11 protein-coding genes are annotated in these 12,916 nt (G+C 47.5%); 7 read left to right on the plus strand and 4 right to left on the minus strand.

What is annotated here, in order from left to right; genetic code table 11:
- Positions 1–152: 152 nt before the first annotated feature.
- From FFS28_RS01540 to FFS28_RS01570, 6 genes are all read left to right on the plus strand, one after another.
- Positions 153–1,316: an EmrA/EmrK family multidrug efflux transporter periplasmic adaptor subunit gene (locus FFS28_RS01540; RefSeq protein WP_137848555.1), complete on the plus strand. Its 1,164-nt coding sequence runs from the start codon at positions 153–155 to the stop codon at positions 1,314–1,316.
- Complete coding sequence (locus FFS28_RS01545; RefSeq protein WP_137848556.1) at positions 1,316–2,869, plus strand: DHA2 family efflux MFS transporter permease subunit; 1,554 nt, start codon at positions 1,316–1,318, stop codon at positions 2,867–2,869. The genes FFS28_RS01540 and FFS28_RS01545 overlap by 1 nt, the downstream gene beginning before the upstream one ends.
- Before the next feature lie 243 nt (positions 2,870–3,112).
- A complete protein-coding gene (locus FFS28_RS01550; RefSeq protein ID WP_158300375.1) occupies positions 3,113–3,694 on the plus strand; it encodes a Slp family lipoprotein in 582 nt (193 codons plus the stop codon).
- Positions 3,695–4,384: 690 nt separating this feature from the next.
- Entirely contained in the window at positions 4,385–5,494 is a 1,110-nt protein-coding gene (locus tag FFS28_RS01560) for an SDR family oxidoreductase (protein ID WP_137848559.1), read from the plus strand.
- A 261-nt stretch (positions 5,495–5,755) separates the two neighbouring features.
- Positions 5,756–7,243, plus strand: coding sequence for a basic amino acid/polyamine antiporter (locus FFS28_RS01565; RefSeq protein ID WP_137848560.1), 1,488 nt, complete (start codon positions 5,756–5,758; stop codon positions 7,241–7,243).
- A 28-nt stretch (positions 7,244–7,271) separates the two neighbouring features.
- Positions 7,272–8,546: a phosphatidylserine decarboxylase family protein gene (locus FFS28_RS01570; RefSeq protein ID WP_137848561.1), complete on the plus strand. Its 1,275-nt coding sequence runs from the start codon at positions 7,272–7,274 to the stop codon at positions 8,544–8,546.
- Positions 8,547–8,596: 50 nt separating this feature from the next.
- Here FFS28_RS01570 and FFS28_RS01575 read toward each other — a convergent pair whose 3' ends face one another.
- Both FFS28_RS01575 and FFS28_RS01580 read right to left on the minus strand, forming a co-directional pair.
- Positions 8,597–9,628 carry a methionine synthase gene (locus tag FFS28_RS01575; protein WP_058608840.1) on the minus strand — a complete coding sequence of 344 codons (1,032 nt, stop codon included), beginning with the start codon at positions 9,626–9,628 and terminating at the stop codon, positions 8,597–8,599.
- Positions 9,629–9,654: 26 nt separating this feature from the next.
- On the minus strand, positions 9,655–10,638 hold the full coding sequence (locus FFS28_RS01580) for a DUF1852 domain-containing protein (protein ID WP_137848562.1): 984 nt from the start codon (positions 10,636–10,638) through the stop codon (positions 9,655–9,657).
- A 197-nt stretch (positions 10,639–10,835) separates the two neighbouring features.
- On the opposite strand from FFS28_RS01580, the gene FFS28_RS01585 reads away from it, so the two are divergent.
- Complete coding sequence (locus FFS28_RS01585; protein ID WP_137848563.1) at positions 10,836–11,375, plus strand: DUF2058 domain-containing protein; 540 nt, start codon at positions 10,836–10,838, stop codon at positions 11,373–11,375.
- A 7-nt stretch (positions 11,376–11,382) separates the two neighbouring features.
- Here FFS28_RS01585 and FFS28_RS01590 read toward each other — a convergent pair whose 3' ends face one another.
- A complete protein-coding gene (locus FFS28_RS01590; RefSeq protein WP_137848564.1) occupies positions 11,383–12,069 on the minus strand; it encodes an RluA family pseudouridine synthase in 687 nt (228 codons plus the stop codon).
- Between the two features lie 90 nt (positions 12,070–12,159).
- Positions 12,160–12,765, minus strand: a complete 606-nt coding sequence (azoR, locus tag FFS28_RS01595) for an FMN-dependent NADH-azoreductase (RefSeq protein WP_006175119.1) — start codon at positions 12,763–12,765, stop codon at positions 12,160–12,162.
- Positions 12,766–12,916: the final 151 nt, after the last annotated feature.

Genomic DNA, 12,916 nt, shown 5'->3' on the forward strand with positions numbered 1-12,916 from the left:
ATCAGGGAAATCTGCTTTTATATTTATGAAGTCTTTCTATCCTGTTCTCATTCGCAATGGACATATTGTGCATTTCTCACAAACAGAGGTGTTTACTGTTTGTTAAATCTTATGTGAGTTATCAATACATGATCTTAACAAGAGACTGAAAAGTGGAACAGGACAAAACATTAGAAAAAAAGAAGACCAGGAAAATATATTTTGCTGTATTTTTAGTCGTGTTACTGTTGGCAGCGATTAGCCTATTTTCTTACTGGGATATTATTCTCAGGCATCAGGTTAGTACGGATGATGCTTATGTGACGGGTAACATGAATTCCATCTCATCACAAATAAGCGGCAGCGTGACGAGCGTAAATTATACCAATACGGAATATGTGCATCAGGGGGATATCCTTGTCAGTTTGGATAAAACGGATACGCTGATTGCCTTCAATCAGGCAAAAAACAATCTTGCTAATACGGTACGCGAAATGCGTAAACTTTATCTACTCGCATCTCAATATCAGGCCAATGTTGCCGCTGCGCAAATTCAATCAAAACAGGCTTCAGAGGATTATCTCAGGAGGCAACGTCTTGCGGGAAGTGGACTTATCGCCCGTGAAGATTTGGAACATTCAAAAGATAATGCGATCAGCAGCAAAGCGGCACTGGAAGCGGCTATTCAGGCCTATAACGCTAACAGGGCTTTAATTATGGATACCACCCTGGAGAAACAGCCTCAGGTGCTCCAGGCCGCGGAACAGATGAAACAGGCCTGGCTTGCGCTGCAGCGAACGGATATACGCAGCCCTGTTACGGGCTATGTGGCGCAGCGTAATGTCCAGGTTGGCGAGACGATCGCTTCTGCCCAGCCGCTGCTGGCCGTGGTGCCAGCCCAGCAAATGTGGGTAAATGCCAATTTCAAAGAGACACAATTAACGAACGTCAAAATCGGCCAAAGGGTTACGCTTACCAGCGATCTCTATGGAGATAAGGTCATCTTTCACGGTCAGGTTAAGGGCATCAATATGGGAACGGGCAATGCGTTTTCGCTGCTTCCATCGCAAAATGCATCCGGTAATTGGATCAAAGTTGTTCAGCGCGTGCCTGTTGAAATAGAACTGGATAAAGGCGAAATAGGACGATACCCCCTGCGAATTGGCTTGTCGATGAATGCAACAATCGATACTGACGGAACCACCAGCGCCCCGATGCCGGTGAATTCATACGTTACCTCAGTTGTTCCTGCGTACGCCAGCGATGCCCTCGTAATTGATACCGGGCCAGTAGACGATGAAATTCACAAAATCATCAAAATCAATGGTCAACGCTAATGAATATCCTCAAATCTTTGCCGGAGCCATTGCGCGGTGCGACGCTGATCTGCATGACGTTCGCGCTTTCGCTGGCGACCTTTATGCAGATGCTGGACTCCACGATTTCCAATGTCGCAATCCCGACCATTTCAGGCTTTCTGGGCGCCTCCACGGATGAAGGGACGTGGGTAATCACCTCCTTTGGGGTCGCAAATGCGATCGCGATTCCTTTAACGGGTCGCCTCGCCCAGCGCTTCGGCGAATTACGCCTTTTTTTATCTTCAGTAACCTGTTTTTCACTCGCGTCGCTGGCATGCGGCTGCTCGACGAGCCTTGATATGCTGATTTTCTTTCGCGTAGTGCAGGGGGCGATGGCGGGCCCGCTTGTCCCGCTGTCACAGAGCCTGCTGCTGCGAAATTATCCGCCAGAAAAAAGGACCTTTGCACTGGCCATGTGGTCAATGACGGTGATTATTGCGCCTATTTGCGGCCCCATTTTGGGGGGATATATTTGCGATAATTACAGCTGGGGCTGGATATTTTTAATTAATGTGCCCATGGGCGTCATCGCTGTTTCACTCACCGCCACACTGTTAAAAGGACGTGAAACTGAAACGCAATCAGTGAAAATGAATTACTTTGGGTTAACCCTGCTGGTTCTGGGGGTGGGGGCCTTACAAATCATGCTTGATAAAGGCAAAGATTTGGACTGGTTTAATTCTACCACGATTATAGCACTCGCAATAATATCGGTTATCTCACTTATATCATTGATTATCTGGGAATCAACGGACGATAACCCCATTCTTGACCTGAGTTTATTTAAATCGAGGAATTTTAGCATTGGAATCGTCTGCACTTCCTGTGCTTTTCTATTTTATTCAGGTGCGATTGTACTAATGCCGCAGCTATTGCAGGAAACAATGGGGTATAATGCAATCTGGGCGGGGCTGGCCTATGCTCCAATCGGACTCATGCCTTTAATTCTATCACCTGTCATCGGCTTTTATGGCAACAAGATTGATATGCGCATTCTTGTGACCTTCAGTTTCATAATTTATGCTATCTGCTATTACTGGCGGTCAGTGACATTTACGGCTGAGATAAATTTTCTCAATATCATTAGCCCTCAGATTCTGCAAGGCTGCGCGGTGGCGTGCTTTTTCCTTCCACTGACCACGATAACCCTTTCAGGCCTGTCGGATAATAAATTTGCTAATGCCTCAAGTATGAGTAACTTTTTCCGCACGTTGTCGGGGTCAATAGGCACCTCACTGACCATGACCCTCTGGAGTCGCTGGGAATCCGACCAGCATACGTTACTGACCGGTCCAATTAATTTTTTTAACCCCGTTTTACATGCCTTCCTTGAACAAACAGGACATATTGGGTTGTCATTTTCTCAGTCGCTAGGTGAAATTAATCAATTGATAACACAGCAAGGAATGGTGATTTCTGCAAATGAAATATTTCGCCTTTCTGCTATTGCATTTATCCTGCTCACTGTACTGGTTTGGTTCGCCCGTCCTCCTTTTAGCGAGGGAAGAAAGGGGAGCGTTACAGATCGCTAAAGGAATCCATAAAGTAATCCGCCTGGGTTGTGGATGTTAATTTCTCCCGTAATTTCCCTCAGGATGACAACAGTAAGACGGAGATGACAAAGCGTGATCTGTAATCTCATTCTTTGCTGATGTGTTAGTCATTAAAATCGTTCAAGTGTTGCATTGATTCCATTCGGGGCGTAATTCGAATCGAATCAAGACGCGTTACGTTGAACGTAATCTATTTCGCTGTATTTCACCAAGGATATTCGAGTGACGACGAAAAGTGTTAAGAAAACAATCATTAGCTTTACCCTTTTTTCAACCCTATTGCTCTCAGGGTGTTCCATGATACCTGATAGTTTGAAGGGCGGGGAGGTTGCAGTGAGTCCCGCAACCTATGAACAACTTTCATTGATGCCTGATATGTATAAGGGGCAGGAGGTTCGACTGGGCGGGAAGGTTCTGAATGTCATTAACCTTCCAAACCGTACAATTATTGAATTAGCGGTGCTGCCTCTCAATAGCTATGCGCAACCTAAAATCCAACAATCTTTCCAGGGCCGTGTGTTGATCTATTCAGATAAATTCCTTGATCCTGATAATTTCCGCAATCGATATATTACCGTTCTTGGAAAAATGGACGGAACCGAGAATCGACTTATTGGCAAGCGACCTTACCGTTTCCTGAATGTTGGCCTAATCAGTTATCAGACGTGGCAGCTCGAAAATACTTTCATGCCAAATGATGGTTGGGTTTATGCATGGTCCCCTGAATGGGGTATTGCCCCTCCGCCAGGATACTTTTATAGTGCGCCAGAAACGGTAAATGAAAACTCGTATCTGGAACCTTGATCCAGGAGGCATTATCTTATCACGTTGAAAGCGTCAGGATTTACATCGTGACGCTTTTTAACATTGAAATACTTGCTCTAAGGCTTGGGTCTAGCGACGGTGTTGCGACGAATTAAACGTAGGCAATCCACATATGCAGAAGATACTGGTGGAGCTGGTTAGACAACCCCGATTCTTGCCAGTTATGCAGCAAAAACCGTAGTGTCTGCGAATACTTTTCAGCAAATGTTCTGTTTTTCATTGCTCGTGCATACCAGCGTAAAAGGTGAAAATTTTCACTATTCGAGGTCATTTCACCTCTCTGCTGCTTATGCAAATAGAGTGATATAAGTGCACACCAGATTAAATGGGAGACGCTTTCCTTTGAAACCCCTGTTTCAAATTCAGCGTATTCTTTACTATTTGTTAACTTGTTTGTCATTTTCTTCATCACTTTTGGAGACTTATCATCCCGTTAGTCTGGCATGAACACTATCATTCATAAATCAGAAAGAATGTATGGGCCAGAAAGCGAATTCTTTCGCATGTCATCCTGATGATGATTTCGAGGAAGAACGGTGGACACATTTTTTGTTTAATTATCACAATTTATAACAAAAGAGATGTTACATGTGTTCCTTATCCATTTAATCGGCGTTTATGAAGATGGCCTTACACTTCCGGAAATAATAAATGGTGAGGTTTAAGTAAATGGATAAGTTAATGATTACCGGCGTAACCGGGTTCATTGGTGGTGCGGTTCTGGAAAAGATTATCAATCAAAATGAAGAGTTGAATTTATTATTACTTGTCAGGGCGGTCGATCATGATGCTGCACTTGAACGGGTCAAAAATAACATGCGCAAGTTCAATGTCGATGAAGGATGTCTGCAGCGTTTGAATAAATCCCACATTTTACTGGGAGATTTAGCGGCTCCCGCAACGTTTCTTAACGCTACTGAACTTCAGGATGTCACTCATGTTATTAACTGCGCAGCAGTGGCCTCTTTTGGCAATAATCCGCTGATCGAAAAGGTGAATATAACGGGGACTTTTGAATTCGCTAAACGGATGAATGAAAACAAAAATCTGAAACGTTTTCTACATGTGGGCACGGCCATGTCATGCACCCCAGAACCCGATTCATTGGTCTCAGAAAATGCGAGTTTCCCACAGGATGCAGAACACCTGGTTGAATACACGCGTTCAAAATCTACCATTGAGCGCTTAATACGCGAAAATTTTCCAGAATTGCCACTGGTTATCGCCAGACCTTCTATTGTTGTCGGTCATACGCTGTATGGGTGTCAGCCTTCAAGCAGTATTTTTTGGGTCTTTCGGATGGGGTTGATGCTACAGAAATTTATGTGTTCGCTGGACGACAAAATTGATGTTATACCCGTAGACTATTGTGCTAATGCGTTACTGATGCTTCTTGAAAGCGAGCTGGAAAACGGCGAAATTGTCCACATTTCTGCCGGGGAAGAGAATAGCGTAAAGTTTTCTGATATCGACTGGGCAATGGCACAGGCTCTTAAAGCGCAGCCTGTCGGCGATCGCTACAGGCAGGTGGATTATGAAGCGCTTGTGAAAATGCGTCATCAACTTAAAAAAATCTTTGGTCCTTGTAACGAACGGCTGATGTTGAAAGCGATGCGCTTGTATGGCGCATTTGCGATGATGAATGTGCGTTTTAACAATGAAAAATTGCTAAGACTGGGCATGGTAAAACCACCCAAATTTACCGATTACCTCTCTCGCTGTGTTCAGACAACCCGAGAGTTGCCCATTCCTCAACAAATGATTGTCGATTTTAAATAACCTTTACAGCCAATACCTCCCTCACAGGTTGTAGGGGAGGTATGACTCAGGCAGAGATGCTCCATCCCCACATAACTTTCTACGCAATAGATATAAGTGCTAGAGATATCCTTTTCCGACTTAAGTAGGAATAATAATACAAACAGAGTGTTCGTGTCCTATGTTTTATTTAATAGAGCCTGTTACGATCATTAATAACTGTATTATTTAAGAAGTGAAAGGTACAGGACAAATTCTCTTTCCTATTGAAGTGGAACAGTTATGGACAATAATAAACCTAAAGCCTCATCGGCAGGTCATCAGTTGGGTGTTCTGGCGATGACGCTGTTGGTCGTCAGCGCCATGTTTGGCGGCGGTATATTCAATATCCCTCAAAATATGTCCCAGTCTGCCGCGCTTGGTGCGATTATTATCGCCTGGATAGTGACAGCTCTGGGTATTTTCTTTCTGGCGAAAACGTTTCAAATACTCTCCAATGTAAAACCTGAGATGAAATCAGGAATTTATATGTACTCCAGAGCGGGCTTTGGAAAACTTGTTGGTTTTCTCATAGCCTGGGGATATTGGATGTCTACCGCATTTGGTAATGTAGGCTATGCGGTTCTCTTAATGGATGCACTTAACTATTTCTTCCCGCCCTGGTTTAAAGGCGGAAACACATGGCAGGCTGTTGCATTGGCCTCGATCTGTATTTGGGGGATGAGTTTCCTGGTGATTCGTGGCGTAAAGGCCGCTACGCTATTGAATAATATCGGCACAATCGCAAAATTTGTTCCTGTCATCATTTTTATTGCTATCGCGCTGTTTTACGCCGTTCAATATCATCGTTTTTCTATAGATTTCTGGGGGAACATGAAGTCGAATATACTCAGCGATAAGCCACTGGGAAGTATTTTCGACCAAATAAAGAGCACGATGCTGGTTACGCTGTGGATGTATATCGGTATCGAAGGTGCTGTGGTGCTCTCTGATAAGGCTGATAGTAAGACCGTCGGTAAAGCAACGATATTAGGTTTTATCATTACAACGGTACTCTACGTTGCCGTTTCGGTACTGCCCTATGGCTATTTCTCCCAGGGGGAACTGGCCGCTATGGCTCCGCCTTCAACCGCCGCAATATTGTCTAAAATGGTCGGGCATTGGGGGGCAGTTATGATTAATTTCGGTGTGATCGTTGCTTTACTTTCATCCTGGCTGGTGTGGACAATGCTTGTCGCGGAACTTCCCTGGGCGTGCGCTAAAGACGGGGCTTTTCCGAAGGTTTTTGCCAGAACCAATGATGCTGGCGTAGCGAATGTATCATTGTGGACGTCCACTGTGGTTATGCAGTTAGCAATGCTGCTAGTTTATTTCTCAAATAATGCATGGAACGTCATGCTGTCAATCACCGGCGTGATTTTACTTCCCGCTTATATTTGTTCTTCGGCATATTTATGGCGTTTGATCTACACAAAGAAATATCCTGCAGAAGCAGCGTACGGGGCGACGACGGCACTTCTGACGAGTATTTTCGCAACTGTCTATGGTTTTTGGCTTATTTATGCTGCGGGGCTATCGTACATCCTGGTGGGTTGCGTTATTTACACCATCGGTTTGCTGGTTTTCTATAAAGCCAGGAAAGAAGAATCCCCCGATGAACCCGCATTTACACGTCATGAACTTTATATCAGCCTGATCATGGTCGCTATCGCCATTATCTCTCTGGTTATGCTATTCGATGGCATGCTTCCGGAAATTTATTCGTTTTAATTTATCTATATATCAAGTTGAGGATCGTATGAAAGCACATATTTTACCAGCGAAGAACACATATATTACGGGCAAGTGGATGCCGTCTGATGAAAATACATTGGCATTCTGGCTCAATAAAATCATGAAAGAAGAAGCGGTGACTGAACGACCTTTACTACCGGTTATTCAGGAATTTAAAGATTTTATCGAAAGCGATCCTGTTATTTTCATGCATTTCAATGAAATGTTCGAAGAGGTTCCTCATCGTCTGACCCATTCACCGATGAACGTACCGCAGGTTAGGGATTATGAACATATGCTTCGATTAATGAACATTATCATGACACACGCTCCGGAATTCGATGAGAGCGGGTTAGTTGGATTCCCTTTTAACGCCATTTTTAACTGGTCTATGGCTACTGAAAATGGCTGGAGCGCATTCCTGAATGAAAAAATTAACGCGCACCTGAAAAAAATCCTCAATGAATGGGCCGTGTTCCTGCAGTCAGCTGAAAGTGTGCGGGTCCTGAATGATGATCCTGAAACTGGCTGGTTTGGCGAGCGTGCCCGCAAAGCCATGCCCACTTTCATTGAAGATTTTCAATGCGACCCAACCAGACCACACTATGGTTTTACATCATGGGATGACTTTTTCACGCGTCGTTTCAGGGAAGGGGTTCGTCCCGTAGCTTCCCCAGAAGATGACAACGTCATCATCAATGCCTGTGAATCCGCGCCTTACCGTCTGGCCACAGATGTCCAACCGGTGGACAAATTCTGGCTTAAAGCACAACCCTATGCGTTGAATTACATGCTGGATCATGACGAACTGGCCGAGCATTTTGTCGGTGGAACAATCTATCAGGCGTTCCTGAGTGCCCTTAGCTATCACCGCTGGCATGCGCCAGTATCCGGACGCATTGTCAAAACGAAAATTATAGATGGCACGTATTATTCCGAAGCGTTATCTCAGGGACGGGACGATGCGGGTCCGAATGCGTCACAGGGTTATATTACCGAGGTGGCTACCCGTGGATTAATTTTTATCGAGGCAGATAATAAAGATATCGGTCTACTCTGTTTTATGGCTGTTGGCATGGCGGAAGTGTCCACCTGTGATATCCGGGTTTACGAAGGGCAGTACGTGCATAAAGGCGATGAGCTGGGTATGTTCCATTTCGGTGGCTCGACGCATTGTCTTTTCTTTGCCAAAGATGTCGTGCTCGATTTTGATCTCCAGGGACAAGTGCCTGGCCTGGAAAGTCATAACATTCCGGTTAATGCCAAAATAGCGACGGTGAAACCTAAAGATTGTTGTTGAGGATCAGAAGGCCAGACGTGATCTGGCCTATCGCTATTAAGTCGTTCAGGCTATTTTTTCAGAATTTCCTGGCGGATGATTTCCGCCCCAGCGCTCAATGCCTGCAATTTACCTTGTGCGACCTTGTGGGGCAACGGCGCCATGCCGCAGTTGGTCGACGGGTAGAGCTTATCGGCATCGACAAACTGCAGCGCTTTGCGCAGCGTATCGGCTACTTCCTCCGGCGTTTCGACGTGATTTGTCGCCACGTCAATTGCCCCGACCATCACCTTTTTACCGCGGATGAGCTCCAGCAGATCCATCGGCACGCGCGAGTTATGGCACTCGAGGGAGATGATGTCGATGTTAGACGTTTGCAGCTTCGGGAAGGCTTCTTCATATTGCCGCCACTCTGAACCCAGCGTTTTCTTCCAGTCGGTGTTGGCCTTGATGCCATAACCGTAGCAAATGTGTACCGCGGTTTCGCACTTAAGCCCTTCAATGGCGCGTTCCAGCGCGGCGATACCCCAGTCGTTGACCTCATCAAAGAAGACGTTAAAGGCTGGCTCGTCAAACTGGATGATATCGACGCCCGCGGCCTCCAGCTCCCTCGCTTCCTGATTGAGGATTTTGGCGAATTCCCACGCCAGCTTTTCACGGCTTTTGTAATGTGCGTCATAGAGCGTGTCGATCATCGTCATCGGGCCAGGCAGCGCCCATTTAATCGGTTTGTCCGTCAGCTGGCGCAGGTACTTCGCGTCGTCTACGAACACCGGTTTCTGACGCGCGACGGCATCAACCACGGTGGGTACGCTGGCATCGTAACGGTTACGAATGCGTACCGTCTGACGGTTTTCAAAATCAACGCCGCTGAGATGCTCAATAAACGTGGTGACAAAGTGCTGACGGGTCTGTTCGCCGTCGCTGACAATATCAATGCCCGCGCGGATCTGATCGTCGAGGGATAAACGCAGCGCATCGCGTTTACCGGCAATTAATTCTTCATCCTGCAATTTCCAGGGGGACCACAGCGTCTCGGGTTGGGCAAGCCATGACGGTTTAGGTAAGCTGCCTGCCGTGGACGTCGGGAGCAATGTTTTCATAATAAAAGACCTTTGGTGACGATGTATTAAAGCGCGTAGCAATCAGACCACTGCTCGAGTATGTGTTTGTAAGGCTTAATAAAGTGCTCTTGCGTGAACTTACCCTGTTCAACCGCTAAATGACTGCGTTCTTCCCGGTCGTAAACAATTTTGGTCAAGGAGTGATCCTGCTGGTTCAGATCGGGCTGATAGCATTGCCCCGCCGCCGAGTTGGCGTTGTATATCTCCGGGCGATAAATTTTCTGGAAGGTTTCCATCGTGCTGATGGTGCCGATCAGTTCCAGGTCGGTGTAATCACGGAGCAAATCGCCGGAGAAATAGAAGGCAAACGGCGCGACGCTGTTTTCAGGCATGAAATAACGCACCTGTAACCCCATTTTCCCGAAGTATTGCTCGGTCAGCGAGGTGCCGTTCGGGCGATACTCTATCCCCAGTACCGGATGCTGATTTCCGGTACGTTGATAGGTGTCTTTGCTGGAAACACTTAAGCAAATCACCGGCGCTTTTTTGAAATTCTGTTTATAGACGCTTGAATTGACGAAGCTTTTAAACAGATTCCCGTGCAGCACGCCAAAGTTCTCGGGAAGGCTGAACGCCGCCCGGTTTGCATTGTGCTCGGGCAGCACGACGCTGAAATCATAGTCCCGCACGTAGGAAGAGAAGTTGTTTCCGGCGATTCCGTCGAGGCGTTCGTTGGTTTTTTTATCAACGATATAGGTTTTCAGGATTTCAATGGCCGGGAAGGTGGCGTGGCTACCTTCAGCAGCGATGTTCAGGTCGGCTGAAATGATCTCAAGTTCCACGGCGTAGCGATCCGCGTTGGGGTTATCCCAGTGGGCTAAGGCGTTGAAACGGTTGTTAATCATCACGAGAGTATTACGCAAATTTTCCTGACGTTTCTCCCCGCGTGCCAGATTGGCAAAGTTGGTCGTCGTGCGCGTGTTTTCTGAAGGGTTATAATTTTCATCAAAGCAACTGCGCTTAAGCGTAAAGGTAAAAGCCTGGCTCATCGTGGTTCGTATCCTGAGTGTTCATGTTGCTGATTCGTTAACAATGCATAATTTATGCCTGAGCGACGGGACGAGGGGAAGTGACTTAATTTCACTGCAACATGAGGGTTCTTCATTCACGCCAAACCGTGTCGCTGGCACAGCCCGGCGGATTCCAGATATAATCACCAAAATTTACAACCGGTTTAGAAACGAAAATGACAAAACTCACCCTACAAGAGCAGATGCTGAAAGCGGGTCTGGTATCAAGCAAGAAGATGGCTAAGGTTCAGCGTACGGCGAAGAAGTCACGCGTACAGGCTCGTGAGGCCAGAGAAGCAGTGGAAGAGAACAAAAAGGCGCAGCTTGAGCGTGACAAGCAGCTTAGCGAACAGCAGAAACAGGCTGTGCTGGCAAAAGAGTTTAAGGCGCAGGTGAAGCAGCTGATCGAGATGAACCGCATCACCGTGTCAAAGGGCAACATCACCTTCAACTTCACCGACGGCAATCTGATTAAAAAGATTGAGGTGGATAAGCAAACCCAGGCCCAGCTTATTAACGGTCGACTGGCGATTGCGCGTCTGGTCATCAATGCCAACGGTGACTGCGAATATGCAATTATCCCGGCGGTGGTGGCGGACAAAATCGCCCAGCGCGATGCCGAGAGCATTGTGTTAAACAGCGCGCTGAGTCAGGAAGAGCAGGATGAAAACGATCCGTATGCTGACTTTAAAATTCCTGATGATTTGATGTGGTAAATACCTGTCAAAACGGTGCAGCGTGACGGGCGTTGATCGCCTCTCCGCTCACCGGATGCACGAAATCCAGCCCGCTGGCGTGCAACATCAAACGCGGCGTCCCTTCAGCCCCCGGCATTTCAAGCCCACCGTATAAATCGCAGCCCAGAATAGGGTGCCCCAGCTGCTGGCAGTGAATGCGTAGCTGGTGGGTTCGCCCGGTTTCCGGAATCAGTTCGACGCGCGTTAACGGCAGTTCCTTACCCTTATCAATACGCTCCACTATCCGAAAGCGTGAGCGGGCCGGTTTGCCGCTGATGGCGCAAATAGACATTAACGGGAACAGGGCCGGGTCTTTGGCAATTGGGGCATCGATTATCCCTTCGTCGTCCTTAACGTGTCCGCAGAGCAGGGCGGTGTACGCTTTGCTTACGGCGCGCTGGCTGAACTGATGGCACAGCGCCGCGTTGATCGCTTTGTTTCGCGCAATCACCATAATGCCGGATGTGCCGAAATCCAGGCGATGCACCAGCGTGCAGCCGGGGAACGTCTGGACCAGACGGTAATGCACCGAGTCGAGATTCTGCGGGTTCTTCCCCGACAGGCTCAGCAGCCCGCTGGGCTTGTTGATCACAATAAGATCGTCGTCCTGCCAGAGGATCTCAATGTCTTGCGTACACGGTGGGGCAATAAAGGTATCGATAATTACAGACATCAGGCTGCCCGGCTTAAGAGTGGGAGCGGATGATAACGAAATGCGGGGAAAAAGAAAAACCCTCCCACCGGGCGGTGAGAGGGGGAATACTTAGGCTGTTACCAGGCTGTCGATAGCGGCTTTCGCATCCGACTGCGCTTTGGTCGCCACTTCCGGACCGTACGCGATACCTTCAGCGAACACGAAGTTCACGTCGGTGATGCCGATGAAGCCGAGGAACAGGGTCAGATACGGTGCAACCAGGTCAGTTGGGGTATCTTTGTGGATGCCGCCACGGCTGGAGAGCACGATGGCACGCTTGCCTTTCACCAGGCCTTCTGGACCATTTTCGGTGTAACGGAAGGTTACGCCCGCACGCGCCACCAGGTCGAAGTAGTTCTTCAGCTGGGTTGGAATGTTGAAGTTGTACATTGGGGCGTTGATGACGATAACGTCGTGCGCCTGCAGTTCAGCAATCAGTTCATCGGACAGCGCCAGGGCTTCCTGCTGACGTGGCGTCAGCGGGGCATCGCTTGGGCGCAGTGCGCCAACCAGCTCACCGTCGAGGACAGGAACAGGGTTAGCGGCCAGGTCGCGAACGGTGATTTCGTCGGCGGAGTGCTGCTCACGCCATTGTTCAACGAAGTAGTCGGAAAGCTGACCAGACTGTGAGTACCCTGCCAGAATACTGGATTTCAACACTAATACTTTGCTCATGGGTGATTCCTGTTTTGTATTTGATTGAAGGGGGTTGCCCCGTTGCTTGTTGACACTTTATTCACAATCCTGCCACATGGATAGCGCAATATATCGAAGTCTATGTTCGAAATTTTTGAATAAGGCGCGAAAAGCGCTGATGTGGTACTCT

The sequence above is a fragment of the Enterobacter sp. 2VL genome, assembly GCF_005503595.1.
Taxonomy (GTDB): domain Bacteria; phylum Pseudomonadota; class Gammaproteobacteria; order Enterobacterales; family Enterobacteriaceae; genus Enterobacter; species Enterobacter cancerogenus.